Genomic DNA, 26,442 nt, shown 5'->3' with positions numbered 1-26,442 from the left:
CCATGAACGACTCCGACAGTGCTCACCATGTCAGCGCCCCGTCACTCTTCAGACGCTTGTAGCGCCGATGTCGAGGCGCGAAGGTAGGCGTACACCGTCTCCCGGCTGATGCCATATTTCTTTGCCAACGTCGTCTTCGGCACGCCGGCACCAGCCCGCTCGCGCAGCTCCGCGACCTGCGCGAGGGTAAGCGAGCGGGCGCGGCCTCGGTAGACGCCGCGCTGCTTGGCCAAAGCGATGCCCTCGCGTTGACGCTCCCGAATGAGTTCGCGTTCGAACTCTGCGAACGCGCCCATCATGTTCAGCAGCAGGTTCGCCATCGCGCTGTCCTCACCAGTGAAGGTGAGCTGTTCCTTGACGAACTCGACCCGGACCTTCTTGTCCGTCAGTCGGCGCACGAGCCGGCGGAGGTCTTCTAGGTTCCTTGCGAGCCGGTCCATCGAGTGCACGAGCACCGTGTCTCCGTCGCGGACGAACCCGATCATCTCTTCGAGCTGCGGACGGTTCACGTCCTTGCCGGAGGCCTTGTCCTCGAACACCCGATCCAGCGTCAGGCCGTCGAGCTGGCGCACCGTGCTCTGATCCAACGTGCTCACCCGCACGTACCCGACCCTCTGACCCGACATGCCGCCTCCGACCCCTACTTGTCCAGTTGAAGTCTAAGAGCCGCAGGGGCAAGTGTCAGACAAGGTCCGACACGGCCCTATTCGGACGCGCTTCGGCCATGGTGCCTGACGTCCGGTTGGGGTGTACCTCAGCTAGACGGAGCCCCCGTCACCCTCCGGTGCGGTCGCTCGCAGTGCGTGGCGGGCGCTGCTTCGCGCCTGGGTGGGAGGTGGGCGCTACGTGGCCGCTTCCTCCATTTCGGTGATGGGAGCCGTATGAGTGGCAGCGTGGAGGGTGTTCAAGGGAAGCAAGAAGAGACGAAGGAGTACATCATGCGCACCAGCACGAGCAACGAATTCGACACCAGCTCGGCCAACCGTCAGAACCACCCGGGACACGGCTTCCGCCGGTCCCGCATCGCTGCGGGCCTGCTCGCAGCATCACTCACCGTCGCAGTCCCGATCGTGGGCGCCGCGCCGGCCTTCGCGGACACCACAACTCAGACAACCACCGCCGTCGCTGACTCCGGCCGCGCCACTGGCGTTACCGAGGGAGCGAACAGCGGCGCTGCCGGTCAGTGCACATGGGGTGCGAAGGAAAAGTTCTTCGAGGCGACCGGGCTGCGTCCCGCCATCTACGGCAACGCCCTCGACTGGGACACCAGCGCCGCCGCGAACGGCTGGACTACCGTCCTGGATGCTCAGGCTCGCAGCATCGTCGTCTTCGAGCCCGGCGTGCAGGGGGCGGACCCCACCTACGGTCACGTCGCCTGGGTCGATTCCGTCGAGCAGCGCGCTGACGGCCTCTACATCAACATCACCGAGATGAACGGTGCCGCCGGACCTGGCGTCTACAACACGCGAACTGTGCAGGACGTCGTGGGCATGTCCTACATCCTGGCTCCGTAGGGTCACCGCAAGAGGCGCTCCGCGTCCGCGAGTGTGAAGGCGGGTGACCCATGGGCCGCCCGCCTTCACCCTGTCCGCGTACCTTCGGCCTCCCGATCGGTAGGCGTCGCTTGCACCGTAGAACGATGCGACGACTCGAACTCGGAGCGGATGGCAGGCGGCCTCAATCACTCACTGACGTCGCGATCGCTGTCCTTCGCGCTCTCCTAGGACGGTTCCTGGACTTTGGGACGGTTGATCGTGTCACCGTTCCACGACAGGTCGGAGTCCTCATCGACGGGGAAGGCCTCGAATCGGCCGTCAGTGAGGATCGCGCTTACGAGCGTGTGCGAGCCGGCGACGATGGTGGAGTCCCAGTCGATCTCGGTGGCGAGCACCCAGGCGTGATCTTCAGGCCAGAGTAGTTGCGGCGCTTCCTCGCCGCGGAGGCCAATCTCGGGACCCCATCCGGGTTCGGCAAGCTCCGCCATGCTCGTGGCGGCCAGTATGTAGTCGTATCGGTCAATGCTGACCGGCCTGCCGAGGAGGTTCTGGCCGGTCCCACCGACCCAGTACGCCGCGAGCGCATCGCCGGGCGTAGTGGTCGCCGAACTGAGGATGGGTGCGAGGGCGGCGAGTACTTGCGGATCGAGTCGTCCGACGTCACTTGTGCCGCCGCGCGGCTCGTCCCTGCCTAGGAGCCGTTCCCACTGGACGAGCGGGTGCATGACCTTGCCGGCAGTAGCAGCAACGTCCGCCCACCGCTGGCGTTCCCAAATGTCATCGCCGTCAGGTCGAGGGTGAAGGACACGGGCGTACGCCTCGAACCCGTATCCGGCGACCGAGCCGACTCGTGCCCAGCTTCGCTCTCGCTGCATGCGCAGCCCAAGCCATTCGGCCCGCTCGACATCATCTGTGATCTCCATGGCCATGACCCTGGCAGGCCGGCACGGCCACGCCAAGACGAGTCGTGGTCGACCTGACGCCGATCGGACGCCACGCCATCGAGCTGATGAACCGAGCTTGGCATCGTGGCGCGGCTGAGGGCGCGCCGTTCGGGTCGGCGCACCCCCGCCGGCGGGCTTGGCGCTCTCGCGTCACAAGCCAAAGATCGGCGGTCCAGGTCCCCGCTCAATCCATGCGGAATCATACACATCGGTTCCTGAGTGATCTGCCGAGCATCAGCCAAACGGGGGAGGGCGATGGGGATAGTGCGTGATGGTTGGTCGTTCAGGTCTGGTATCTCTGGTGAGCCGGGGTCGGGAGGACCTGTCGGCGGAGGGGAAGCGGTGGGGGCGTACGACGAGGCGGAGGATCTTCCTTCACCGCCGCGGCACCATCGTGGCGTCACCGTGGTCCTACTCGTTCTGCTGACGTCGGTGCTGGCCGGCGTCGTCGCTGTCTTCATGTTTGCGGTCGGGTCGCTCGATGACTCGACGTCGGGAGCGGTGCCGCCGTCGGGGAGTGGCCAGGAGCTGGTGTACGAGCTCGTGCCCGTGTTGAACGATGATCCGGCGATCGCGAAGCTTCTTCCCGCGAACACCGAGTCAGACAGTGCAGGCTTGCGCGATGCGTGCGGGGCGCTCGCGGACCGCGATTCGGAGTTCACGATCATCGACGGCGCGACACCTGCCACGTTTCGGGTCGCCCTGGACGCGGCCGCAGACGCGCCGGAGCCGCAGACTTGCTGGATTGGGTTCCGCTGGGTCAAGGACGAAGGCTGGCGCGCTTCCGCGATCCGTCACTGACCACAGCTGAGCGTGGACCACCGTCGGCGTCACGGCTTGTAGGGGGACCAGTCCTGTGAGGGAAGTTCGCGCAGCTCCTCGTTCACCCAGACGCGCCAGCACGTGTCGGTGCGCTCCTGAAAAGCGCCGCTGATGGTCTCGTGCGACCAGCCGTCACGCGATTGGATCCAGCGGACGAGCCAGACCATTTGACCGGCCAACGGCTCAGTGTTGCGCGACATGTGCTCATCATCCTGGACGTCTGCCCGCGCAACGTGTGCTCGTCAGTAGTGGAGCTGTGTGCTCCATCCGTCTCGGCCGCGACCGGTCCACTGGGTGTAGTACAGGCCGCGCTTGTTCAAGAACGGCCCCACGTAATCCAGGCCCGCCGGCCGGTCAGAGCTGGCGCGAACGAAGAAGTTCTCGGGGCCGAAAAGCGGAAGCCCGGTCTCGGCCAACGTGGTGCCGGTCCCGTCGAGAATCGTGAGGCGCCACTGGTCCTCGACGTACTCGACTGTCGCCATCTCGGCGGAGCTGAAGTCGATCATGCGCGGAGCATAACCACCGCACGTTACGCCTGGTGTCGTTTCGCTCGGGTGCGGCTTCTTCCCCTGGGAAGCGGCCCGACCCGGCATCCCCCGACGCGGGGCCGGGCCGCTACTCCCGGCTCAGGGGCCGAGCCGCATCCGAGCCGGGAGCACTGGGGCCGGAGCGAACGGCACTCCGTACATGCCCGACCATAGGTGCCGACTGTGCCCACGGGAGGAGGGTTGACGGCCCTGAGCAGCAGCCGGCGAGTGGTGCTCTCGGCCGCGCTGTGTGACGCGGCCGAGAGCAGAGCGACACCGACGACCCCTCGTCGGTCTGCCGCGCGCGGCGTCGAGGTCCCCACTTCTCAACCGCACCGCCACTTTAGACACGAAGTGCCGAGACGGTGAGCGTGAGCGGAGCGAGTCGAGCAACTCCTGTCAGCGCCGCTCGGCATCCTGACGGCTGGCCGCGCTTCGCTTGCGCAGCTCGCTGACTACCGACTTTGAGGCTGCCAGAAGGGCGCGCTCGTCTTGCGCGTCGGCATCGACTGGGACGACGACGAACGCGCTGTTGGCGTTCACCGTCATCCGTACTTCCATGACCTGCCCATCCACGCGCAGCGCGGGAATAGCGATCGACTCGGAGTGTCCGCCGGCGGCGATCGAACCGACGAAGGCGAGGAGGGCCGTGCACACGTCGTCGGTGGACGTGAACGTCGCGGAAGCTCTCATCCGTCGTCATCACCTACGCGATGTAGCGCTCCGGTGAGCGTCCGGCAGGGGCCGCTGATCGGAACTCTTCCCGAGGGGAGCATTCTCTGAGGCCATCCATCCGATAAGCGGCGCGATGCCGGAGGCGGGTGGCCGTCAGGAGTGCCCCGGAGGGGTATCCCGGAGGGACGCGCAGCGCTCTTGACGGTCGGCCGGCGCAGGCAAGAGTGAAGCGTCGGATGGACGGCCGGACCGCAGCCTGCGCGCACGTCGCGGGAAGGCAGAAGCCCCCGCGAGCGTGACTGCTCGAGCGGGGGCTTGCTACTCGACGAGGGCGGTCGTCGTGCGCGATCGACCTACTCGTTCGGCCACGACGCCAGAGCGTCATGGGGGACGATTGTCGGCACTCCGTCGACGGTCTGGATCGTCGTGCCGGGCTCTCCGAGTCCGGCGGCGTGCGCGATCGCCGCGAGGACCAGTCGCGTGTGTTCGAGGTCGAGCCCGGCGACGTCCTCGCGGAGGTCGACAGGGACACCCTGACCGAGCGACGACGCGATCCGCGCGACGCGCTGTTCGCCTCCGCTGAGCGCTCCGATTTCGTAGCCGAGGCGGTCGAAGTCGATTGCGCTCGTGTGCCAGGCGTTGTCGGTCTTCACCCACGGTGCTCCGGCGTACACGAGGCCCGATCGGATCAGCAGTTCGACGGCGGCCGTGAGCGGGTTGGCCCCCTCCGCCCAGGCGCGGACCTGGCCGTGGAGCGCGGCGGAGTCGTTGTCGGTCATGCAGCGTTCTCGATGGACGCGGAGCTGTCGCTCTCGGTCGAATCGGCGGGAATTCCCTCCGCCGACGTTGTGCGTCGCGCGCGGGTGACGCGAGCGCGAGTCTGCTCGGGTCGCGGCACTCCTGCTGCGCGGAGTTCCTTCTCCGACCATCCGGCGGCGAGGGCGTCCGCCCACGCCTTGCTGTGTCGGTTCTGCGCGTCGCTGAGGGTGGCGCGTGCGGTGTCGGTGTCGTTGGCTGCGGAGACGATCGTGCGGACCGCCTCGACGCGCTTCTCGACGCTCTGTTCGAGCAGTCGGCGGGCGGCGTCGGCGGCGTCGTCAGGGTTCCTCGTGTGGTCGCTCATGCGGAAAGGCTAGCCGCCGCCGCCGCCGTCATGCGGAAGGCGCGGACTCAAGCGTCTCGGGTTCGGCTTCGCCAGCCGAGACGCTCGGGTGTCCTTCGGACCCGAGTTACACCCAAGTCGCGCTCGGTGCGAAGATGGTTTGTGGAGCAAGCTATAGGTTTACCCGTGGTAAACCGCTTGCGCCCCTTCCGCTGCGCGGCCGGGTCGGCGCATACTGGTCGTATGGTCCCCGCCTGGGGGCGGGTTCGCTGCGCTGGGCCGGAAGGACGGTGAGGGTCGTGTCGGAGTCGTCACGAGAGGGTCGGTTGTTCGGCCGGCGCCGCCGCGCGAACGTGCCGGGTGTCGCTGCGCGGTCGAAGCGGTACGAGGTGTCGGTCACGCCCGAGGAGGACGCGCACCTGCGCGCCCGTGCCGAGGTGCTGGAAGTGACGGTGCCGCGGCTGCTGTTCGAGTCCGCGATGAACGCCCAGGTGCGCACGGACACGGAGTGGCGGTTGGTGGTTGCTGAGCTGTTCCGGGCGTCGAAGCTGTTGCAGAAGACGTCGGACAACATGAACCAGCTCGCGCGGTTCGCGAACAGCACGGGCCAGTTCCCGGCCGAGGCTGTTGAGGCTGCGGAGGAGTACCGGCGGGTGCGACGCCTGATCGAGGCGACGGCAGACCGGCTCGGTGGACGGTGAGAACGAACATCACGCGCGGCACGCGCATGCGTGGACTGATGGGCTACCTCGTTGGTCCCGGCAAGACGAACGAGCACGAGGAGCAGCACCTGATCGCGGGGGATTCCGCGATCATGGCTGAGTACGGGCATGAGGTTCTGGATGGCGCTGCGGCTGCGGCGATCGCTGCGGATCTGGACCGACCGCGGGAGCTGTTCGGCGTCGAGGTGACGCGCAACAAGGTGCGCACCGACGAGAACGGCGAGGCGGTTCGGGACTCGGCCGGCGCGATCGTGAAGGATCGCGTGGCGGCTGATGTGTGGCATTGCTCGCTGTCGCTGGCGGCCGAGGAGGGCCAGCTCACAGACGAGCAGTGGGGCCGAATCTCGACCGACTTCGTGCAGCGGATGGGCTTCGCGGGCGAGGACATCGGCAAGGCCGATTGCCGCTGGGTCGCGGTGCGTCACGGGCTGTCGAAGAACGGCAACGACCACGTACACATCGCCGTGTCGCTGGTGCGCGAGGACGGCACGAAAGCGTCGGTGCACAAGGACTACGAGCGGTCGCAGACGATCAGCCGTGAGCTGGAGCGCGAGTACGGGTTGCAGGTCTACCAGGCGCCGGAGCGCGAGTTCCCGGAGCGCGGTGTGCGGCCGGGAGCGCGTGAGTCCGCTGCACGTCGCGGGCACGTCGAGCCGGACATGCAGCGCCTCGAGCGCGCCGTACGCGCGGCCTCGTCCGCGTCCCAGGATGAGAGCGAGTTCGTTCGTCGTCTGCGTCAGGGCGGGGTGCTGGTGCGCCCTCGATTCGCGACGGGTCGTGACGATGTGATCGCCGGCTATTCGGTGGCGCTGCGGCCGACGAACGGCGAGAAGGCGATCTGGCACGGCGGCGGCCGGCTCGCTCGCGACCTGACCTTGCCGGAGCTGCGGAAGGGCTGGCCGGACCAGCCGGAGTCCGCGTCGGATGCGGCATCCGAATGGCGCGCGACAGCCAAGAATCCCTGGCAGTACACGCCGGTCAACCCTGGCCGGGAGACGGCGGAGCCGGCCCCCGAGCTGTTCGAGGCGTACGCCGCGGACATGGACCGGCTGCACGACTACATCAGGTCCGTGGACCCCTCCGACAGGGCCACGTGGGCGCACGTTGCGCGCGAGACGGCCGGCGCCTACGCGGCGTGGTCCCGGCGCATGGAGCCCACCCCGGGACCGCTCGCGGACGCTGCGCGATCGCTCGCCCGCTCGGCGCACCTGCGGGCGCACGAGACGCGCCCGCGGCCCGCGATGATGCCCTCGACGGCGGCGTACTCCGCATTGATCATGGCCGCGGCGGGGAATAAGAAGAATGCAGCCGCGGAGCTGCTGCTGCTGAACCAGTTCGCGCGCTTGACGCACGCGGTCGCGTCGGCTCATAAGGCAGCCGGTGATGCGCGACGGATGCGCGAGCTGTCGCAGACGTTGCGGGGTCAGTTGTCCGCTGTTCGCGACGGCTACCAGGTCGTCGTGAAGGCCGAGAAGGTCGCGGAGAACGAGCGGGCCTGGCAGGCGCTCCCGGAGGAGCTCAAAGACGTTCGCCGGCTGTCCCAGACCAACTTCGGGTCGGGCAGTCCCGTACCCACGAAGCTCACCAAGGCTGACCGGGAGCGCGAGGAAGCGATGCTCGCGGACCGCGCCCGACAGTCTCGGCAGGGACCTGACCAGGACCGCGGCGACCGTGGCCGATAGACGATTCACCAAGGCAAGGGGAGGAAGTCATGAGTGACGACGACGAGGTAGGCCAGGAGGTCGGTCAGAACGTCCGGATCGCGTTGACCATCGCGATGCAGATGGGCGAGAAGTTCGCCCGGCTGCGCGAGGAGCTGGCTCGCGACGCGCAGGCACGCTCCGCCGCGCAGGCGCGCGAGCTGTCGGCCCGTTTCGACGCCGAGCGCGGCGCTGCACGCGCGACGTTGCAGGTCGTGGACCGGCCCGACTGGTGGGAGAAGGCGAGCATCCAAGACATCTCGAAGGTCGCGGAGACGGCGCAGGCGTGGAAGAACCACGACCCGATCGCGGAGCGCGCGTCGGCCGTCGTTCAGCGCGAAGTGTTCGAGCGCTACGGCGTCGACACCGCCGTGCTGCGCGACGCCGCCGGTCAGGCGAAGTCGGAGCTGGACCGGGCGAAGGAATGGGCCACCAACTCCGCGCCGGAGCACTACCACCGCCACGACGACGACCGTCTCACCATGGACATACGCGGCCGCGCAGAGCCGGACGTGAACGCGGAGCGCGCTCTGATCACCGACTACCGCGCGGCGCTCGCGGGCGACGCCGGCACCCTCGAACTCTCCGCGGCCGAGGAATGGAAGCGCGACACCGACCCGGCCGGGTTCCAGGACTACCGCGTGCAGACGTCGATCGACTGGAACGACGGAGAGTTCCGCACCGCGGACCCCGCGGCCGTCGCTGCTGCACGAGCCGCGCTGGTCGAGGAGTGGAAGGACACGGTAGCTCCCGAGCGTGCTCGAGCGGGAGCGGAGGTTACGGAGGCACAACTACTGATCGCGGAAGCCGACCGCCTCGACCGCGCGAACGACGCCCGCAACCAGGAGGCCGCTCGAGAAACCCCCGGTGCGTCCGACGTCGACAACGGGCGCGCGGAGATGGCTGCGCAGCTCGAAGCGCGCGCGAGCGACTACGACCGCGACGCGGCCGCCGGTGGCACCGCCAACGCGACTCCTGACGAGCTGCGCGAGCTGGCCTCCGACGCGCGCGCTCAGGCACAGCTCTTCCGCGACGACGCCCCCGCAGAGCGCCAGGAGGCCGCACAGGGCACCGGAGGCCCGTCCACGGAGTCGGCGCCGCCCGCGACGGATCCGCGCGCGTCAGCGTCGCGTGAGGCCGGAGAGATCGCTTACGACAGTGCCGAGCGTCGACAGTCGACCATTCAGGCGATGGAAGCCAAGGGAGTCCCCCCGCACGTCATCGAGGCGCGGATGAGCGCCGACAGCGCGCACGCCACCCCGCCCAGCGCCGCGGTGACGTCGAAGGCTCCGATGAGCACCGTCCCTCAGACGCGGCGCGGTCGTGGCCAGGGGCAGGGCGCCGATCGCGCGGACCTGAGCCGCTAGCCGGAGCGTCGAGAACGAAGAAGGGGAGCACCGGACGGTGCTCCCCTTCTTACGTCCTCAGAGCGCCTCTCAGGCGTTTTCTCTGGATGGGCGCTGCGTGTACAGCGGCGGTTGTAGATCGGACGGGAAAGTGCCTTCTACCGGCGCCGTGTAAGGCAGCGGTTCACCGATCCGGTTCTCGTCCGTCGAGTCAGCGAATGGGCCGTCCGCAGAGAGAAGGACGCTCATGTGTGGGTCGCAGTGGTTGATCCACCACGCGCTCATCCCGGCCTTCGGGTCGGCGCGTGCGGCCTCCCACGCCCGCCACAGCGCCTCGATGCGCTGCTGCGCTTCCTTGGCCTCCCACCAGGCTGCTTTCCACCGCAGACCGGCACCGGAGCCCTGCGCCATTACTCGGCGCCGGTAGGTGCCGATGAGCTGCTTGCGCACGAACTCATCCGCCGACCCGAAATGCGTCGTGGGCTCTTCGCTCTCCGGGGCACTCGTCGCCTCGTCGGCCGCTGACGCGGGCGCGGCCTCGTCGTCCACGCCCCCGTAGAAGTCCTCGCTCATGAGCCCGTCACCGGCGTGAAGCCGTGTCCCTGCTCCGGGGCCGGCGGCGGCGTCGGTGTCGGCGCTGCGCCCGGTCGGTGGTTCGCGATGGAGGCGTTGATCGCGGCCACGAGCGGCTTGGGGCCGTCGAACCACGGCACCGTGCGCAGGATCGCGGCACGCGAGCCCGAGGACATCAGGATCGCCCGCCCGATCTTGCGCCCCTTCTTGGGAGTGGGGAGGTTCGCGAGCTCCGCGACGTCGAGGATCAGTTCGCGCTTCAACGCGCTGGTGGTCGAGCGCACGCCCTTGTTCATGCTCGCGGAGGTCGTCTCGCGATCGTAGGTGCCGATCAGCTCTGACACCATCCGCAGAAACCCCGTCTCCGAGATTCCGCCGGCGTAGATCTTCGCGTTCGCGGCCGACCACAGCTTGTCCATGCCCTCCTTCCCGAACACGCTCACGCCCTGCGACCAGGACTGGAACACCGACATGATCGGGATCCCCCGGGAGCCGTAGTGGCTGTAGAGGTCGGGCAGGTCGCGCCAGCGGCAGACGTTCGCCGCCTCATCGAGGACGCCGAGCATCGGGGTCTGCATCCGGCCGCCGGGCGACACCGCGGCCAGCTCCTCCGCGGCTTCGACGGTCGCGGCGGTGAGGGCGAGGACGAGGGGGCCGGCGCTGCCGGCACCCTCCTTGGACAGGCTGTAGAGCGTCCCGGTGGAGCGGACGAAGGCGCCGGGATTGAACTCCGGCCGGGTGTCGTTCTCGCCGGTGCGGTTCACCCACTGGCGGGTCCCGGAGTCCTTCAAGCAGGACGCCATGCGCCGGGCAGTGGAGTACACCGATCCGCGCTCCCGGTGCTCCAACCGCGTCGCGCCCTGCAAGCTCTTGGCCATCAGCGGGAAATAGCTCGAGGCCAGGATGTCTCCGGCCGTCTCGTCGCCGGGTTTCGTCGTCCACTCGTAGACGTCCGTGATCGGGCGGCCATCGAGGGCCGCGGCGAGCAGGAAGCCTGCCAGCAGCTCGCGACCGGACGGCTCGAAGTGCGCATCCGAGCGGGCGCCGACCTCGCTGGATCCGGACGCGAAGTGCTGCGCGAGCTTCGCTGCCTTGGTGTCGTCGGTGACGTAGGAGAGGGGGTTCCACCACCACGACGGCGGCTCGACCGCGACGCGCTGCGGGTCGAACACCCACACCTGCCCCCGTGCTGCGCGGAGGTCGCGGGTCGCGTCGAGCACGTCGCGCTTGTTCGAGGTCGTGACCACGGACCCGGGAGCGTTGACGATCGCGGGGATGACGAACGACGTCGACTTGCCTACGCGGGGGCCGGCGAGCAGCAGCACCATGTCCTCGAACGAGGCGTAGATAGGTCGACCGTCGCTGAGGAGGTCACCCAGAGGGACGCCGAACGAGTCGGTCACGCCCAGTCGGGCCGACTTCTCCTTCGCCTCCTTGCCGCGCATGTGGCTCATTTCCGCGGAGGTGGCGGTGTGGCGGGCGGTCCAGTCGATCGGGGTCCGGTTCTTCTTCCCGCCGTTCTTCGCGATCAGGAACAGGGTGCCGAAGAAGACGACCACGGCGCCGATCCCGGCGACGATGAGGGTCGCGGTGCCCGGCCAGACGAGTCGGCCGCGGAACACGTCGACCACGACGGAGAAGAAGTTCGACGGGTCGGTGTCCATGTCGGGATTCACACCGTCGACCTGGGACCCGACGCGGACCGCGATGTAGATGGCCAGGGCGATGATCAGGACACCGCCGGCCGCGAACGCGACCCCGAAGCCGTTACTGGCCTTCCCGGGCTCTTTCCGGCGGTTGTTCGTGAGGCTCATGGTGCAACTCCTTCGGTCGGTGCTGGGCTGGTGAGAGTGGTCTGGGCGGGGATCGCGTGCTGCACCTGCGCGGTGAACGCGAGGGTGGCGGCCGTGGCCACGAGGACCGCGACAGCCAGGAGCCCGGCGACCGCGCCGACCTGGCCGAGCGGACCCCGCAGCAGCGCACCCCCGGCGCGGGCGGCGATCACGACATCGCCCGCTCGAGCAACGGAACAGATGCCGGCAGGAACCTGCGCGGCTCGCATCGCTCATAGATCGGCCCGTCGTAGGGGGCCGTCGTGTCGTCGCTGGTCGCCTGCCGGCTGGTGCCCCAGGTGAGGACGGCCTGGCCGTTGTCGACGTACTCGACCGGCAGGTCCGTCATGTGGTCGGTGTGCGGGAGCGTCGTCGTCATCGAGCAGCCCCAGAGGTAGCCGTCGTAGACGACCGTCGACGTGCAGCTCATGCGATCACCCGGTCCCACTGGTCCCAGGCGACGAAGCCCGCCATGAGGGCGACCCCGGTCCAGCAGCCCGTGAGCAGAAACCGGTCGCGCTCCGCCGCCCCCTGACGGCGGGCGGCGATCACGCTGACGATCGCGGCGCCGGCCGCGCCGAGCGCGACGCAGCTCGCGCCGAGGGCGACGAGGACGCTCACGGCAGAATCTCCACCATGACCGGATCGGTCGCCAGGGGCTCGTTCGCGCGGCCTGCGCGGCTCGTGGTGTGCCAGAGCTTGTTGGTGTCGTTGACGTCCTTCTCCGCTGCGGTCAGGTGGACGCGGACGGGGATGCCGGGACGGCCGCCCACCTTGATCAGGAACAGGCCACGGCCGGGCGGGTCCGCTTCCTTCCCGGAGACGCCATCCCAGGCCGGCGGGTCCTGCCAGCTCGTGAGCATCTCCTGCTCCTTCGCGGACAGCGGCACCGCCGACGTGAGCAGAGGCATCTCCGCACCGGGAAGGCCGCCGCAGATGACCATGCCGGAGCGCTCCACAAAGCCGCGGGCCTTCATCCGGTCCTCTTCGCTGGAAAGCGCGAGGAGGTCGGACATGGTGTGGCTGATCATCGCCAGGCCGACACCGCGGGCACGGTTGAGGCGGGTGAGCGCGTCGACGCGATCGACCATGCCCTTGCCCGCGCGCAGAGCCCGCCACAGCTCGTCCAGGATCACGAAGTAGTGCCGGCGGGGCTCGATCCCCGCATCGGCCAGCGCCGCGGCGACGTTGACCGTCCCGAACCCCGCGGACCAGCACGCGAGGAGGATCGCCGCCTGGAGGTCGCCTTCGGAGTCATCGATCGAGGACACGTCGTAGACCACCGGCCGATCCCGCCGCATCGGGGTCGTCGTCTGGCGGGAGAAGATCTCGCCCAGCCGGCCACCGGAGGTGAGGCCGATGAGCGACGCTTCGAGGTTCTCGGTGATTTCCTTGTACCGCTTGAGGTCGTTGCGGTCGAGCGCGACCTGTCGAATCTCGTCCGGCGCGGCCTGGATCACGGCGAGCAGGTCCGCGAGGACGGGGATGCCCTCGTGGTGCTCGTCCAGGTACTTCAACGCCCGGTCGATGATCGTCTCCTCCCGGTCCGTGGGCGGCTGAGAGCGGAGGATCGTCAGGAGCGCTGCGATCATCGTGTGCCGGCGGCCGTGAGCGTCCGCGAGGACCTGAGCGGCGAGGCGCTGCGCTTTCACCGCACGCAGGTGCAGCTCCTTGGAGTCGCCGCCGCGGGCGTCGAGCTCCGCGGCTTGCTCCAGCGCCTGGTCGGCGTCGTCTCGGAGGCGCTTTGCCGCGCTGGTCGCCTCGCCGGGGTCGAGGATGTTGAGGTAGCCGCGGTCGCGGCCGAGGGTGATGACCTGTCCTTCCATCGCGCGGATGAGGTCCACGTAGTCGGGCTTCAGATCCCCGAGGACCAGCGGGATGGTGCCGTACCCGGCGAGCCCGGTCGCCATGCGGCGGGTCAGCGAGGACTTCCCGAGACCCGGCTTGCCGAGGACGAACATCGACGGGTTGGAGATGAGCTGCGCCCGCTGGAACCAGCTAATCGGGTCGCACAACACGGAGGCCCCGGTGGTGAGGTTCTTGCCCAGCGGTACGCCGATCATGGGCGTGCCGGTGCCGACCGAGAATGGGTACAGGCCGCACACCTGCACAGTCGTCGCGCGGAATTCATCGGCGGGCTGGATCGAGACGACCTGTCCGCCGCCGCGGCCGAGCCATCCCGTCGACGTCGGCCGCATCGGTCGCTTCGGCGCCGATTCCTTCTCGGTCTTCTGCTTCCCGCCCTGGTGCGGGATCGCCCGCTTTTTCCGCGACCGCTTGGACGGCGTCTCGCGGGCGAGCGGCGAGGCCGCGGCGCGGGCCGCGGCACTCTCCTCCTGCACCTTCCGAGCGCGGCGAGACCCGGCCCGGCTGTCCGCCGTTGCTGACGCGGCAGCGTCAGTCGACGGGGAGCCGACCGCGCCCGTGGGCGTGGCCGAGTCGGGGGCGTCGACGTCGCCGGCCTCTTCGCTCTGGTCGACGTCGACGGCGCCGGTGGGCAGCTCGTCCCCGTCGACGTCGGCGGGGACGTCGACGGGCTCGGTGTCGCGGTGGCGGGAGAAGAGCTTGGTGGTGATGCTCACTGGGGGCCTCCAATAAGGGTCGGAACGGCGACAAAGACGGGTGAGGGCTGAGGGTTAAGCCGGGACGGCACCGGACGTGTGTCCAGTGCCGTCCTGGTGGTGGCGGGGTGCGTCACAGGATTTCCCGCATCTCGTTGGGAATGCGCAGGTGCCGAGGCAGGACCAGCCCCAGCGGAAGGGCGGCGGCGAAGGCGGAGTCCTGCGAGCCGAACGCGGGCCGCATCCGCAGGCGGGCGGCTGAGGTGAGGGAGTCGATCGCGGCGCGCGCTTCGGGCTCCTGACCACGCTGCAGCGTGGTCGCCGTGACGATCAGGCCGAAGTTCATCAGCCCGGCGCCGGAGGCTTCCTCCGCGGCCGTCGCCTGTGCAGAACGTGTGGATAACGTGGAGCGGGCGGTGGGCTTGGTGGAGGCCGAGGAGTTGAACTGCGCCGCGTTCAGGTCCGCCTCCACCAGCGCCGCCGCTCGAGCGGGATCGATGGGCCGGTAGAGCAGGGTGACGCGCTTGCGGGCGATGTCGCGGTGCGGTGCGAGCAGGCGGGCGAGGATGTTCGACTGGACGACGCCGCGCGGCGGGGCGGTCATGGTCCACGACGTCGACACCGCTCCGTCGTGACGGTAGGAGTCCCAGTGCGCTTCGGCGCCCGCGGGGCCGACGTCGGTCCAGGACAGGTCCGCCGTCTCGCCCTCTGCGCGCGCCTGATCGATCAGGAGCGCCGCGTCGGGGTCGTACGCGGTGCGGATGACCTCGCACAGCTCCTGCGCGCTCAGGGGCCGCGCTGCGCCCGCACCCGTCGCCGCGAGAGAAGACGTCAAGCCAGGGATGCGGGCGGAGAGGTCCGCGGCGACCTCCTTGGCATTGCGGCGCTTCCCGTTGATCCGCGCGGTCGCCGTGAACGTGAGCGCGATGTAGGCGTGGATCGTGGCCGATCCGACCGGGTAGGTCTCTACGACCTCTTGGAGCATCGCTCGCGCGAAGAGTGGGGCGTCCGGGTCCATCGAACCCTCGACCTCACCGCGCAGGCGCGTGCCCGTGTCGGGAGCCGTCTCGACCGTCACGGAGGCCGCCTCGATGCCGGGCTCGTCTCCGAGGTTGGCGAGCCAGATGCCGTACTCCGCGACCTGGTTGTTGATCTGCTCCTGATCCACCAGCGCGGCGCCGTCCGGCTCCGTCGCCAGCACGACGGTGAAGTGCTTTGTCATCGGGGTGCTGATCAGCGCGAACCGGCGGCCGTGGGAGTCCTCGTGCTCGGTGAGCTGCGAGGGTGCGGCCAGGCCTGGGAGCTGGAACGTGCCCCATTTCGCGCGGCCGATCGGACCGGAGCGGTAGACGTTCGCTCCCTTGCTCTTGGTACGCCACCAGTTCACGCGGACCACCATCCTTCCGAGGGCGCTCTGCCCGTGCTTGTCCTTGACCGAGACGGTCAGGAGGATGCCGCCGAAGATGGCGGCGACGATGAGTGCCGGACCTAGGCCGGAGAACATGGACGCGATGATCGAGGCGACGATGCCCACGAACATCACGAGGGTGGCGAGCTGTCCGAGCCCACCGAGGCCGGCGGTCTGAGGCTTTCGCCAGTTGCCATAGGTGCGAGCCTTGATCGGCTCGGTTGCTGTGCTGGACATGGGTTAGCTCCCGCTCTCGTTGCTGCCGGTCGCCTCTTCGGTGCCGGCCTTCACGGCCTGCGCGGCATGCTTCGCGCCCTCCGCGGCTTTCGTGGCGACGGCGATACCAGCGCCGATCGGTCCGGCCGCGGCCGCGGCGCCGCTCGCGGCTGCCCCGGCCCCGGCGCCGCTCGACGCGGCAGCTCCCGCACCGCTCGTCGCCGCGCTTCCGGCACCAGCACCGGCGCCGCTGCCGGCCGTCGACGCCGACCCGGACGGGTCAGCGGCCGGCGACGACGCGGGCGAGCCCGGCGTCGACGTGCTGCCGGACGGTCCGTCCGTGGACGAGGTGTTGCCGCCTCCGCCGCCGCCGTTCCCGCCGCCGCCGCCTCCGTTGTTGCTGGCGCGGATCGCGCCCGTCGCGACGTCACCTGCGGCCGAGAGCGCCGCGGCGCCCAGCAGTAGGCCTGCCGCACCGCCGCCGCCGACCGAGGAGACGGCCGGGACGAGGAAGCGCATCAGCGCGGGCAGAGCCACGAGCGCGATGAGCATCAGCGCGAGACCTGTGACGATCTGGAAGAGGCCGGTGCCGTCCGATTTGAACAGGTCGGTGCCGGTCATCCGGAACGCGATCGCGTAGACGATCGCGGCGGCGGGCTTGTAGAGGATGAAGGCGAGAGTCCAGGCCATCGCCTTCTTGAACCACTGCCGCCCGATTTCCGTGTTCGTCGCGGCGGCGGCAATCGGGAAGATCCCGGCGAGGACGACGAGCATCGCGCCGCGGAACACCATCAGGGCGATCTGCACGTAGGTCATGAACACCGCCAGCATGCCCAGCAGGAACAGGCCGATCAGGCCGATGGAGTTCTGCGACGCCATCGTCATCCCGATCATCGCTCCGACCGTCGTGCCGAAGCAGTTCGACTCCCCGTTGGTCACGCTGCAGTCGGTCGAGTTATCGAGGATCCAGACGGAGAACGCATCTCCCGCGGACGTCGCGAGGCGGATCACGACGAGGCCGGCACCGGCCACGGCGATCAGCGTCAGGACCGATCCCGCGAGCTCGCGCAACGGCATCGCGCGCTGCGTCCAGACCATGCGGCCGGCGGCGACGAGGATCGAGAGGATCGCGATACCGCCGGTGTACCACTGCAACTGACCTTGCACCCAGCCGACGACGCTCGAGGACTCGTTGAGGTGCATCGCCAGAGGCAGGAACCCGGTCACGAGCGCTGATGCCGAGGACAGCAGCAGCACGGCCATGATGATCACACCGATACGGCCCATGTGAGCCTCGCCGTCGCCGTGCCGGCGCCGGGAGGCCATCATCACTCCGGCAATGATGAGGGACATGACGGCCAGGCCCGCGGACACCCACGTCACGTAGCCGAGAATCGTCTCGAACGCCTCCGGCTGCGGCGGAGTCCCGCCACCGTTCACTCCGCCGCCCTGGTCCACGACCGTGACCGGCGAAGGTACGCGCACCCAGAGGGTGCCGAGGGAGGCGAGGGCCTTCCCGTAGCCCTCCATGATGTTGTTGACGAACTGCTGCAACGCATCGTTCGCGGCGACCGACACGATGTCGCCGATGCCCTCGTTGAGCTTGCAGGGGAAGTCGAGGAGGCCGCATTCCGATTCGGGCGGAGCGGTGGTGGTGGCGAGGATGCTCATGCAACACCTGCCCATGGCACGTAGCCGCCGAGGCTCTGGAGCCGCACCGGGTTGTAGGCCGACTGGCCCTCATCGGTGAGCTGCATCTTCCAGTCGCCGTCCGACCAGGCAACGTCCGTCGCGATACTCGCGAGGGTCCCGTCGTTGAGCCGGAAGGCAATGTCGATCGTCGCGCTGTCTCCGTTGTAGGACAGCGTCTTAAAGCCCGCGATCTGAGCGCTCAGGCCCGTGTTCGATTGCGCCACGTCCCTCGCCAGTGCTGCATCCCGTCCGGGGCCGGGAACGGTCAGCTTCTCGATGACGGGATCGGACAAGCGTGCGTTGGAGCCCATCGCCCACAGGTTCGCGACTGCGAAGAGTGCTCCGTCGACGGTGTGGGCGTAGCAGCGTCGCACGCCGTCGTCATCAGTAGCTCCCGGTCCGGCCGTGTCCGAGTTCGGAGCGGCCATCGTGCCGACGATGGTCCATTCCGTCGTCGGTGCTGCGGTGAGAGTCCCGGTCTCGTCGTATCCGGAGAGTCCGCACACGCTCGCGGCGTCCGCCGAAATGGTCGAGCTGGGGGTGGAGGCGCCGGGGGTGGCGGCGGTGTTGCCGCCTCCCCCGGCGTCCAGGGACGTCACGCCGAGCACGATGCCGGCGACGGCGAGTGCTCCGACGATGGCGGCTCCGACGATGAAGCCCTTCGTGGTGAATGGGTTACGCGGTTCGGAGTCGTTCATGATGTCCCTTGCCTTTCTGTTGGTGGTGTCGGTTTCCCGGGGACGCTACGCGCCCATCAGGAACCCGACGATCGTGAACGCGGCGGAGATGACGATCACACCCACGAGGAGTCGGCCGAGCCAGCCGCCGATCTCTCCGCCTTCGCCGCGGCGGGCGGAGACGGTCATGGTGACGCCGAGGATGATCAGGCCGACGACGGCGACGCCGAGGCCGACCCACTTGGCCCAGCCCATGACGGTGGTGAAGGCCTCGAACCCGGGGGGCATGCCGCCGGGACCCGGGTCCGGGACGACCGCGCCGAGCGCGCCCGCGGTGGTGAGGATGTCGGTCGTTGCTGCGAGCAGTGCAGACATGGTGTGCTCCGTTTTCTGTGTTGGGTGGTGCGGGGTGATCGCCGCCGCGGTCGCGACGTCGACGGGGTCCGGTTATCCGGTGGTGAGGGGGCCGTCGGCGTAGGCGACGTCGAAGTGCAGGTGGTTCGGGGTGTCACCGAACTGGGTGATGTGCTGGTACGTGGTCGAGCGGCACTGGATCTGGCCGGCACGAGAGCCCTGGGGTACCTGCGGGTCCAGGACCGTCAGCAGTTGCAGTGCGTTCGCGTCGCAGCCGGTGGTGGCGGTGTTGTTGAAGGAGAAGAAGTCGACGGCGTTGCCGCCGCCGTTCATCCAGTGCGACGAGCCCGTGCCCGCTCCGAGCAGGGAGCCGGTGCACTGGCGGTTGAGGTCCGAGACGCCGACGTGCTCGAACGTGTTGAGCGCGATCGTGATGATCTGGAGAATGCGGACGTCGATGCCGCAGTTCTCCTTGGCGGTCCCGGCGGCCATGTCGCGGATCTGCTGCGCGTAGCGGTCCTCGAGCAGCCGCAGCCGGCCCTCCTCCATCGCCGTCACGAGGCCGGCCGCGAGTGCCTGCGCGTCGCCGGACACGGGGACGCATCCGCCGACCGGCGCGGCCGTCGACGTCGCGGTGCTCGTCGGCGTCGACGGGACGCTCACCGGCGCAGTGGTGGCCGTGGGTGCGGTCGCGCTGCTGCCGAGGCCGTTGAGGTACGTCATGATCGCCACGGCGTCGGCGCGGTACTTCGTGTAGTGGTTCGGGTCGGCGTTGCGCTGCACCTTGTTGATCGCAATGGAGGGCTCCATCGACTGCCAGCCCTCGACCGCGACGAGGCGGTCGTAGAAGAAGCCCGCCGAGGTCGTCGGGTCCATGCGCTGCTCGACGGTGCCCCAGCTCGACTGCTGCTGGAACAAGCCGATCGAGTCAGCAACCGACCCGTCCGGGTTGATCGCACCGTCCCCGTAGTTGATGTTCACCAGCGAGGATTCCCCGATCGCCGTCTGCACGCCGAGCGTCTGCCCATCGGCGCCGAGGCCCTTCGCGGCGCCCGCGTTGACGATCAGTGCTGCGTTCACGAGCTGGTCGTGCCCGTAGGCGCCGACCTTCGCGTCCGCGGGGATCGCGGACACGTTCACCGGTCCCCCGGCTGGCAGGCATGCGGCTACAGCCGCGCCGCCGAAGAGCAACACGTACAACAGAATCGCGATGGCCACCACCGGCACCATGACGAACGCCAGTACCCCCAGTCCCCCCTTCGCCACTGGATTACTCCGATGCCAGAGGAGTGATCTGGTCGACGGCCCAGGGGCCTGCCTCGTCGGTGCGGTGGACGTAAACCGAGTACTCCCCTGCATCCGTGGGCACGAGGATGCGCATCGTGAACGCGCCGTCGCCGTCACGGACGGTCGCAGCGCCCGTGAGGCTCGTGCAGGGCACGTTGGCCGGGTCGACCGTTTCATAGGCGACCGCCGCTTGCTGGCTGAGGAACGGGTACAGCTCAGCGATCCACATGTCGTAGTCCACGGAGGGGCGGCAGAATGCCGCGACAGCGGCCGTGGCGATCGCAAGAGTGTCAGCCTCGACGTTCAGAGCCGGCGCCGGCTCGGCGTCGACTGGTGCCGCTTCGGTCGCTGATGGGACCGGCGCCGGCGAACCCTCGGTGGCGTCAGGACTGGCCAGGACGGTCGGCATCTGAGCTTGCGAGGTCTCCGCCGCCGGAGGGTCAGCGGGTGTTGAGCATGCAGAGAGGAGTCCTGCGATCGAGACGGACACCCCAAGCAGCAGTGCGCGTGCGCGCTGCTCACCTACGGTCCGCTGGTGAACTCCACCCAAGTTGTGCCCCCTGCGAGATGAGCAGGAGCGACAGCCACCCCCACACCTCGAAGATATCACTCTATGGGGTCATAATTGCACGAGTTGACATCCTGAACTCATTCAGTGCAGTCTTGCTTCCACATCGATACCCGAAGATGTCTCGGCGGGGACCCCATACGCCATGATGTTGTGATGACCTCCGAGCCCGGCGCCCCCGATGTGCCTGCCTTGCCACCGGAGGTTCTGTTGACTCAAGCCGTTCTGGCGAAGAAAAACGGCGAAGTCATCCGCGCATTGTGGGGCGAAACCGGCATGTACTTCGGAGATCTGAAACGTTCCGTCGATATGACCGACGCATCACTTTCGCGCTGTCTCTCAACGCTCGAAAGTGCCGGTATCGTCCGCGTGAGTACTCATCTTCCACCCGGCGGACGTCGCGGGGTGTCGGTCATGTACTCGATAGACACCGAGCGATTTGATGAAGTCCTTAACGGCTTCACGTCGTGGATCAAGAGCAATCACACGCCGTAGCTGGCTTATTCCGCTTCAAGCTCCGCAAGGATGCGTTCCATTGCCGCCTCTGCTTCGGGTGAAATCTCCCCGATAGAGCGCATTTCTCTTCGAACTCGATTTCTCCGAAGGTCGAGGATGGCCGGCATGGCCTCATGGAGACGCGGCGGCACATCTTCTTCGGCCCGATAGAAGAAGGTGGAAGGAATGTCAAACAGATCGCCCAGCGCCTCAAACACGCCAATGTCCTTTGCGAGGACGTGAGAGCCGGACAGCATGTAGTGCCATTTGGTGCGAGAGAGGTCGACCCCTGCGGCCTTGACGTGTTCCTCCACCACGGCCCAGGACGGTTGACGCCCGTGCATGGTTTCGTAGCGGTCGGTTGCGAGTCGCAGACGCTGCGCCAGCTCCTCCTTCGAGACGGTGATCCCGCCCGGGCTCGTGGGGGTGCCCGCTCCTGACTCGGAATCAGTCATGAGGTACTCCCTGTCGTTCGTGCACGTAGGCGCGGGCTTCTTCTAACACTCTGTACTGGTCGCCAGAGAGATTCGCATGCAGCAGTAGGGCGTCCTCGCACTCGGAGAGGTAGCCGTACAGCTCGCTGTAGTCATCATCCGGACCACCGTTTCGGCGTCGCGCCGCCGGAACTTGTGTCGTAAGGTCCGTCCAGATTGGCCTCAGTTTGACCAAATGGTATCGCTCGCGCTGGTGCTGCTGACGAGCCCGCCACCGGTCAGTAATCGGCGCGTAGCTGAAGCCGGCCGCGAGGAAGGCACCGCCCGCCAGTGACAGGGTCAGATCCGTCCCTTTGGAGATGTGGTCCGAATCCACCCAGCCTCTAGCAACGAGCAGAGTTACCAGCAGCACTCCGAGACAACCGAGGGCGATCAGGTAGATAGGCAGCCGACGATGGAAACCGGAATGAACACGGAGATTCCTATGGCAGGCAACGAGTCCCATGCTTGCTGTCATGATGAGAGAAAGCCAGAGCACCGATTTGAAGGCGAGCGCCGACGTTTCGTGGTCATAGTGGATGAGTTCGACATCAGTAACGGGCCAGTTGCTGGCTGCGAAAATTTCCACTTGTAGACACGCGCCTGCTAGACCAAGCGAGTAGACAGTGAACCGCCGACGCATCCGATTGTTCGTAGAGCTGACAGAACGCATGATTATGTCATCAAAGATGATGGTTGCTACCAGTCCAGCCATATGCATTAGTAGAACGGCTCGGTTGTAACCACCTAAAGCATGATCGACTCCTGTGTAAAGGAGCGTATTCTTTAGAGCGAGGAGTATCGCAAAGCCCACGCACCCGATCGTCAACAAAGGATATTTGAAGGCATTCCGTGTCGCTATTAGGGCGATGACTGGAAGAGCGCTTGCTGCAACGATGACCCACTCGAGAATGGTCACCATAGCGTTCCGCCAAAACCGATATTGCGTTGCATTGACTGGTCCAGCGCGTCGGCCGCCTGTATCTTCGCGAGGGCGTCTGCGATGGCCTCCGCTAGGTCCTCCCGATCGACCCCAATCGTTACCTCCTGTTGATCGAGAAAGAACCACATCAGCACGTGTCCGTATTCATGTTGCAGATTGTGCTTGCGGTGTAGACGCGTCGTGTCGTGGGGAATATACATGACGTTCTTATTGCTACTTGTCCGCTGCCAGTAGCTCACCACTCCCCCATGCAGGAGAGCAGGAGGTGTGTCACGAAACACGATGTCTCTTCCGCAGAGGTCCTCCATGTAGGCGAGCAGGCTCTCCGCGGTCAGGGGTCGCGGAAGCTTTGCAGCGAGCATCACCCTCGACACGAGGGCGCGTACCTGTTTTGACCACACGGACACATTATGGTTCATTGAACACGTACAACACCGGTCGTTAGCGGCCAGACGGGGGGTGGTTCCATGCACGCATCGCACGCCGCACGGCTCCGTGCGCTCGCGGCTGCGCCGCGCGAGGCATGGGCCGACACCTACCGTCAGCTCGTGATGTTCGATCTGCCTCGCGACGCGCAGATCGGTCTCATGCTCAGCTACTACCGGTCCTTCGCTGTCCCGTCGATCGCCCGGACGCTCCACCGTTCAGGCGCTATCAAGTCGGATCCCAGAAAACGCTCAGTAGACACTGCGCTCATTCTCTACGAGCTCATCGACGGAGAACTTCAGTCAGATCGCGCGCTCGAGATGATCGACCTACTTGTCTCGGCTCATCGCCATGTGAAAGCGCCTAGCGAAGATTTCCTCTACGTTCTCTTCAGTCTTGCAATAGTACCGATTCGGTGGATAGAGAAGCATGGGTGGCGTGAGCTGACGTCGGCGGAGCAGGTTTCAACAATCGACTTTTACGCGAACCTTGGCCGCGTAATGGGTCTCAGAAATGTTCCAGGGGACGTCGACGCCGCGACCTCCTTCTATTGCTCCTATGAGGAGGATCGGATTGCCTGGTCGCGTGAGGGGCAAGAGCTGACCGACTGGACAGTCGGAGTCATCCGCTCCACTATGCCGAAGCCTGTCCGCCCCTTTGCGCGGCTGATCCTCAGCACATGGATTGGCGATGAGCGCGTGAGTCAGGCGCTGGGACTTCCTCGAACCAACGCCGTTGTCTCGGCGCTTTCCGCTGCTGCAATGAGCGTGCGGAATCGCCTCACGGCGCGCGCCCCCCGTCCCGCAAGCCCGCGATTCATGCAAGGCGTAACGGGGTCGGCCCAGTACCCGCACGGATATTCGTTGACAGATTTGGGGGCGCATCGATGATGAGCACGAAGGCCTTTGGCCCCGGGAACGGCACTGATGCGCTTGGAGCTATCCAGACGCTTGTCGAGCCGGACATGACCCGTGTGCTGAGCTTCCTCGCGGACACGGCGGCATCGCCGGCGCTGCTGGCGCGCGCTACTCGCCTGCGGCCGTCCGCGGTGCGCCTCAAAGTCGAAGCGCTCGACCGGTTGGGGCTCCTGATCCATCTGGGCGAAGACCTCCGCGTCGACCCCAACTCGATCGCGTCGTTCGTGGTCGCCGCGCGACGCTCGCTCGACCTGTGACGGCGACACACCGGGCAGCGCGTCTCGCGATCGCTAGCGACAGCGGTATGTTTCCAGGCATGGCTACTCCCAGGCGACCTCGCGGCTCGCTCAATGACGCCGTAGCGACCGGCTGGAAGGTTGAGCGCGCGGCGAAGGATCGTTTCGATCAGCTCGCGCGTCACGCCAACGTGTCGTCGGCTGTGTTCTTCGAACGGCTGGTGGAGAGCATCGAGGTCGATTCTCGGGGGCTGCCGGTGTGGTGGACCTCTGAGACCGAGCCGAACGAGGAGTTGCCGATCACCACGACTTAACGCATTAGGCCCGCCGCTCACGCGACGGGCCTAGAAGCTCTCGCTTCACACCCTCGCTTACCAGGGCTAACAGGTGTGAAGCAGTTCCAGAAGTACCGGTTTCTCAGGCCGGGCCTTCGTCATCCCCACCCGAGGGAGGAGAAGTGACCTCATCGTAAGCCACATTGCTGTGTCTGCGCACGCCCAAAACGCCGAAGTTGACTCCTTCTCGGCGCCCTGGGCACTGACGCGCAGGCTGAGCCCCCGTGCCGCGGTGCGCACGATGCGTCCGGACGCCTACGGGCGCCTGGACGAGAACGCCTATCCGGCCGCGTTCCCCGTCTCCGCCGTCGCGCCGGCCGCGCCGTGGGCGATCTATCTGACCGACGACGCCGGAGCGTTCCGGCTGCTGTGCTTCGACTTCGACGGCAAGGACTCCCACGGCGTCGACGCCGACCTCATGGAGCAGGCCGCAGACGACTGCGACGCCCTCTCTGCCGTCCTCGACGCGCACCAGGTCGCTCACGTCGTGTGCCAGTCCTCCGGCACCGGAGGCCGGCACCTGTGGGTCGCTCTCGCGGAAGGCGCTCCGGCCGAGCTGGTGGCCCGATTGGCGATCGCCGCTCGAGCAAACTTCCGCACCCTGGACCACGGGATGCTCCGCAACCCGCGCACCGGCGCCGCCCGCCCGCCGCTGTCCCCGCACCGCGACGGCAGCTTCTCGAGCGTCCTCCGCGGCCGCGCAGAGGAGCTGCTGGACAAGACCGTCACCGCGGCCGCGATCGAGGCCGTCACGGACGCCCTCGAAGCGTCCCGGCCGCCGCGGCGCGTCGACGCCACTCCCCCAGTACCCACCGCCACCGCACACCACACGCACCGAGCGCTCAGCGCTGCCGGCGCCGCCCACATGGCCACGCCTGGAGGCGGCGCGAATCCGTCGTGGACCGCGTTCATGTGCCTGCTCTCCGCCGCGCACGCCGGCTGGTCCTTGACCGACGTCGAGCACGCCGCTCGCACCGCTCCCGGGATGGAGCACTACCGCACCAAGAACACCGGCCGCGGCCACCGCCGGCCCCGCGCCCGCGACGAGGCCGCCGAGCGCCTGGCGCGGCAGTGGGAGAAGGCCCGCCAGTACGCGGCGCTGCACGCCGTTCTCCCGCCCGAGCGCGAGCCGAGCGACCTGGCGGAGCTGGACAGCCTCGTCGGCGCCGTCAGCGCCCTCCTCGACCGGTTCCGGGTGAGCCCGGGCCGGTGGGGCAGGACCGAGCGGGCGACGTCGGAGAAGACGATCCTCACCGCCCTGGCCTACCTCACCCTGCACACCGGCAAGCGCACCGTCGCCGCATCTATCCGTGACCTCGCCCTCCTGGCCGGCCTGGGCCGCACCACGGCCGCCAGCGCCCTGCGGACGCTGCGCGAGGACGGCTACGTGCAGCTCGCCGTCCGCGCAGACGGATCCAACGCCAGCGAATGGCGACTCTCCGAACACTTTTCCACAGGCTCCCTGCAAGGTCCGGTCACAACCACTAATAACCCCCGCCCCCCCGGGCCGCTCTTCACCGAACGAACCATGCTCCTCACCACGCTCGAGGCCGACCTCACGGACACTCGGCACGACCTCTTCACCCGCGGCGGTCTCGGACACCTGGCAGGGAAGGCGTACGCGCTGCTGCGCCGAGAAGGAACCCTCGCCGTCGACGCCGCCGCCACGCTGCTGGGAGTGACTACCCGCACCGCCGCCACAGCCCTCTCCCGCCTCCGCACCCACCGCCTGATCATCAAGCACACCAACGGCTGGACCCAGGCCAAGCGTGACCTCCGAACCGCCGCCGCTCGCGCGATCGGCGTCGACGGAGCCTTGAAGGATCGAGCGCACCGCTACGACGTCGAGCGCGAAGTCTGGGCCTGGTGGCTAGCCGAGCTCGCCCACCGCTCCTCCTCCCCCAGGCAACGACCGCGACGCCGACACGTGTCGAGCCGTCCCCTTTTCGAGGACAGCACCGCTGGTGAGCGCGTCTGGCCGCTCTACCCCCGCGACGCCGCCGGCCGCGGCGATCACCGCGAGGCGCTGCACTGGGGACGCACCGGCATGCTCGCCCCCGGCTCGCTCTGGTGGTCCTCGACCGCCGCATGACGTCGATTGCACGCGTTCGAACA

The 26,442-nt window shown here is 67.8% G+C and carries 32 protein-coding genes; 10 read left to right on the top strand and 22 right to left on the bottom strand.

Annotated elements, in window-relative coordinates; genetic code table 11:
• Positions 1–41 precede the first annotated feature (41 nt).
• A complete protein-coding gene (locus C5C30_RS14160; RefSeq protein WP_104227091.1) occupies positions 42–626 on the bottom strand; it encodes a recombinase family protein in 585 nt (194 codons plus the stop codon).
• A 312-nt stretch (positions 627–938) separates the two neighbouring features.
• Between C5C30_RS14160 and C5C30_RS14155 the strand changes: the two genes are divergently transcribed.
• Positions 939–1,514, top strand: coding sequence for a CHAP domain-containing protein (locus C5C30_RS14155; RefSeq protein ID WP_219812207.1), 576 nt, complete (start codon positions 939–941; stop codon positions 1,512–1,514).
• A gap of 206 nt (positions 1,515–1,720) precedes the next feature.
• Here C5C30_RS14155 and C5C30_RS14150 read toward each other — a convergent pair whose 3' ends face one another.
• Positions 1,721–2,419, bottom strand: a complete 699-nt coding sequence (locus C5C30_RS14150) for a hypothetical protein (RefSeq protein ID WP_146078502.1) — start codon at positions 2,417–2,419, stop codon at positions 1,721–1,723.
• A gap of 363 nt (positions 2,420–2,782) precedes the next feature.
• On the opposite strand from C5C30_RS14150, the gene C5C30_RS14145 reads away from it, so the two are divergent.
• Positions 2,783–3,241, top strand: a complete 459-nt coding sequence (locus C5C30_RS14145; RefSeq protein WP_104227094.1) for a hypothetical protein — start codon at positions 2,783–2,785, stop codon at positions 3,239–3,241.
• Between the two features lie 29 nt (positions 3,242–3,270).
• Here C5C30_RS14145 and C5C30_RS14140 read toward each other — a convergent pair whose 3' ends face one another.
• The 5 genes from C5C30_RS14140 to C5C30_RS14120 form a co-directional block, all read right to left on the bottom strand.
• Positions 3,271–3,462: a hypothetical protein gene (locus C5C30_RS14140; protein WP_104227095.1), complete on the bottom strand. Its 192-nt coding sequence runs from the start codon at positions 3,460–3,462 to the stop codon at positions 3,271–3,273.
• A gap of 42 nt (positions 3,463–3,504) precedes the next feature.
• Positions 3,505–3,768 (bottom strand): hypothetical protein, encoded by a 264-nt coding sequence (locus C5C30_RS14135; RefSeq protein ID WP_104227096.1) that lies wholly within the window; start codon positions 3,766–3,768, stop codon positions 3,505–3,507.
• A 420-nt stretch (positions 3,769–4,188) separates the two neighbouring features.
• Complete coding sequence (locus C5C30_RS14130; protein ID WP_104227097.1) at positions 4,189–4,482, bottom strand: hypothetical protein; 294 nt, start codon at positions 4,480–4,482, stop codon at positions 4,189–4,191.
• Between the two features lie 335 nt (positions 4,483–4,817).
• Entirely contained in the window at positions 4,818–5,243 is a 426-nt protein-coding gene (locus tag C5C30_RS14125) for a hypothetical protein (protein WP_104263457.1), read from the bottom strand.
• Positions 5,240–5,587 (bottom strand): hypothetical protein, encoded by a 348-nt coding sequence (locus C5C30_RS14120; protein ID WP_104263456.1) that lies wholly within the window; start codon positions 5,585–5,587, stop codon positions 5,240–5,242. Before C5C30_RS14120 ends, C5C30_RS14125 begins: the two co-directional genes overlap by 4 nt.
• A 368-nt stretch (positions 5,588–5,955) precedes the next feature.
• On the opposite strand from C5C30_RS14120, the gene C5C30_RS14115 reads away from it, so the two are divergent.
• Genes C5C30_RS14115 through C5C30_RS14105 form a run of 3 tightly spaced genes read left to right on the top strand, consistent with a single transcriptional unit; the run spans position 5,956 to position 9,355 of the window.
• The gene (locus C5C30_RS14115; RefSeq protein ID WP_236553717.1) at positions 5,956–6,267 is read left to right on the top strand and encodes a plasmid mobilization relaxosome protein MobC; all 312 of its coding nucleotides are present in this window, start codon (positions 5,956–5,958) and stop codon (positions 6,265–6,267) included.
• A complete protein-coding gene (locus tag C5C30_RS14110) occupies positions 6,264–7,970 on the top strand; it encodes a relaxase/mobilization nuclease domain-containing protein (protein ID WP_104263455.1) in 1,707 nt (568 codons plus the stop codon). The genes C5C30_RS14115 and C5C30_RS14110 overlap by 4 nt, the downstream gene beginning before the upstream one ends.
• Positions 7,971–7,999: 29 nt before the next feature.
• On the top strand, positions 8,000–9,355 hold the full coding sequence (locus tag C5C30_RS14105) for a hypothetical protein (protein WP_104263454.1): 1,356 nt from the start codon (positions 8,000–8,002) through the stop codon (positions 9,353–9,355).
• 69 nt (positions 9,356–9,424) lie between these two features.
• On the opposite strand, the gene C5C30_RS14100 is transcribed toward C5C30_RS14105, so the two are convergent.
• From C5C30_RS14100 to C5C30_RS14040, 12 genes are all read right to left on the bottom strand, one after another.
• The gene (locus tag C5C30_RS14100; RefSeq protein ID WP_104333967.1) at positions 9,425–9,907 is read right to left on the bottom strand and encodes a DUF4913 domain-containing protein; all 483 of its coding nucleotides are present in this window, start codon (positions 9,905–9,907) and stop codon (positions 9,425–9,427) included.
• Positions 9,904–11,721 carry a type IV secretory system conjugative DNA transfer family protein gene (locus C5C30_RS14095; RefSeq protein WP_104308533.1) on the bottom strand — a complete coding sequence of 606 codons (1,818 nt, stop codon included), beginning with the start codon at positions 11,719–11,721 and terminating at the stop codon, positions 9,904–9,906. The genes C5C30_RS14100 and C5C30_RS14095 overlap by 4 nt, the downstream gene beginning before the upstream one ends.
• A complete protein-coding gene (locus C5C30_RS14090; RefSeq protein WP_104263451.1) occupies positions 11,718–11,912 on the bottom strand; it encodes a hypothetical protein in 195 nt (64 codons plus the stop codon). Before C5C30_RS14090 ends, C5C30_RS14095 begins: the two co-directional genes overlap by 4 nt.
• Entirely contained in the window at positions 11,909–12,169 is a 261-nt protein-coding gene (locus tag C5C30_RS14085) for a hypothetical protein (RefSeq protein WP_104263450.1), read from the bottom strand. Before C5C30_RS14085 ends, C5C30_RS14090 begins: the two co-directional genes overlap by 4 nt.
• On the bottom strand, positions 12,166–12,360 hold the full coding sequence (locus C5C30_RS14080) for a hypothetical protein (protein WP_104263449.1): 195 nt from the start codon (positions 12,358–12,360) through the stop codon (positions 12,166–12,168). The genes C5C30_RS14085 and C5C30_RS14080 overlap by 4 nt, the downstream gene beginning before the upstream one ends.
• A complete protein-coding gene (locus tag C5C30_RS14075; protein WP_219812664.1) occupies positions 12,357–13,937 on the bottom strand; it encodes an ATP/GTP-binding protein in 1,581 nt (526 codons plus the stop codon). Before C5C30_RS14075 ends, C5C30_RS14080 begins: the two co-directional genes overlap by 4 nt.
• Positions 13,938–14,433: 496 nt before the next feature.
• Positions 14,434–15,945 (bottom strand): SCO6880 family protein, encoded by a 1,512-nt coding sequence (locus C5C30_RS14065; RefSeq protein WP_181067941.1) that lies wholly within the window; start codon positions 15,943–15,945, stop codon positions 14,434–14,436.
• Between the two features lie 3 nt (positions 15,946–15,948).
• Positions 15,949–17,595: a hypothetical protein gene (locus tag C5C30_RS14060; RefSeq protein ID WP_104327946.1), complete on the bottom strand. Its 1,647-nt coding sequence runs from the start codon at positions 17,593–17,595 to the stop codon at positions 15,949–15,951.
• A complete protein-coding gene (locus tag C5C30_RS14055; RefSeq protein WP_104263447.1) occupies positions 17,592–18,314 on the bottom strand; it encodes a hypothetical protein in 723 nt (240 codons plus the stop codon). The genes C5C30_RS14060 and C5C30_RS14055 overlap by 4 nt, the downstream gene beginning before the upstream one ends.
• A 45-nt stretch (positions 18,315–18,359) precedes the next feature.
• Positions 18,360–18,668 (bottom strand): hypothetical protein, encoded by a 309-nt coding sequence (locus C5C30_RS14050; RefSeq protein ID WP_104224227.1) that lies wholly within the window; start codon positions 18,666–18,668, stop codon positions 18,360–18,362.
• Positions 18,669–18,740: 72 nt separating this feature from the next.
• Entirely contained in the window at positions 18,741–19,781 is a 1,041-nt protein-coding gene (locus tag C5C30_RS17775; RefSeq protein WP_181065710.1) for a hypothetical protein, read from the bottom strand.
• A gap of 136 nt (positions 19,782–19,917) precedes the next feature.
• Complete coding sequence (locus C5C30_RS14040) at positions 19,918–20,343, bottom strand: hypothetical protein (RefSeq protein WP_104263446.1); 426 nt, start codon at positions 20,341–20,343, stop codon at positions 19,918–19,920.
• A 315-nt stretch (positions 20,344–20,658) separates the two neighbouring features.
• Here C5C30_RS14040 and C5C30_RS17420 point away from each other — a divergent pair, with 315 nt between their 5' ends.
• Positions 20,659–20,997 (top strand): helix-turn-helix transcriptional regulator, encoded by a 339-nt coding sequence (locus C5C30_RS17420; protein WP_146076968.1) that lies wholly within the window; start codon positions 20,659–20,661, stop codon positions 20,995–20,997.
• Between the two features lie 5 nt (positions 20,998–21,002).
• Here C5C30_RS17420 and C5C30_RS14035 read toward each other — a convergent pair whose 3' ends face one another.
• Genes C5C30_RS14035 through C5C30_RS17410 form a run of 3 tightly spaced genes read right to left on the bottom strand, consistent with a single transcriptional unit; the run spans position 21,003 to position 22,814 of the window.
• Entirely contained in the window at positions 21,003–21,452 is a 450-nt protein-coding gene (locus C5C30_RS14035) for a hypothetical protein (protein WP_104263445.1), read from the bottom strand.
• Positions 21,445–22,389 (bottom strand): hypothetical protein, encoded by a 945-nt coding sequence (locus C5C30_RS17415; protein WP_181131588.1) that lies wholly within the window; start codon positions 22,387–22,389, stop codon positions 21,445–21,447. Before C5C30_RS17415 ends, C5C30_RS14035 begins: the two co-directional genes overlap by 8 nt.
• Complete coding sequence (locus C5C30_RS17410; protein WP_146076970.1) at positions 22,386–22,814, bottom strand: hypothetical protein; 429 nt, start codon at positions 22,812–22,814, stop codon at positions 22,386–22,388. The genes C5C30_RS17415 and C5C30_RS17410 overlap by 4 nt, the downstream gene beginning before the upstream one ends.
• Before the next feature lie 147 nt (positions 22,815–22,961).
• On the opposite strand from C5C30_RS17410, the gene C5C30_RS17405 reads away from it, so the two are divergent.
• The 4 genes from C5C30_RS17405 to C5C30_RS14025 all read left to right on the top strand — a co-directional run bounded on the left by C5C30_RS17405 (position 22,962) and on the right by C5C30_RS14025 (position 26,419).
• Positions 22,962–23,729 carry an oxygenase MpaB family protein gene (locus C5C30_RS17405; RefSeq protein ID WP_146076971.1) on the top strand — a complete coding sequence of 256 codons (768 nt, stop codon included), beginning with the start codon at positions 22,962–22,964 and terminating at the stop codon, positions 23,727–23,729.
• On the top strand, positions 23,726–24,013 hold the full coding sequence (locus C5C30_RS14030) for a hypothetical protein (protein WP_104263444.1): 288 nt from the start codon (positions 23,726–23,728) through the stop codon (positions 24,011–24,013). The genes C5C30_RS17405 and C5C30_RS14030 overlap by 4 nt, the downstream gene beginning before the upstream one ends.
• Before the next feature lie 59 nt (positions 24,014–24,072).
• The gene (locus tag C5C30_RS17400; RefSeq protein WP_146076972.1) at positions 24,073–24,306 is read left to right on the top strand and encodes a hypothetical protein; all 234 of its coding nucleotides are present in this window, start codon (positions 24,073–24,075) and stop codon (positions 24,304–24,306) included.
• Positions 24,307–24,568: 262 nt separating this feature from the next.
• Positions 24,569–26,419, top strand: a complete 1,851-nt coding sequence (locus C5C30_RS14025) for a hypothetical protein (RefSeq protein ID WP_374953064.1) — start codon at positions 24,569–24,571, stop codon at positions 26,417–26,419.
• Positions 26,420–26,442 lie beyond the last annotated feature (23 nt).

This window comes from Rathayibacter sp. AY2B5, from assembly GCF_002931645.1.
GTDB lineage: Bacteria > Actinomycetota > Actinomycetes > Actinomycetales > Microbacteriaceae > Rathayibacter.
The sequence above is the reverse complement of the archived record's forward strand: the minus strand, read 5'-3'. Positions and strand labels throughout refer to the sequence as shown.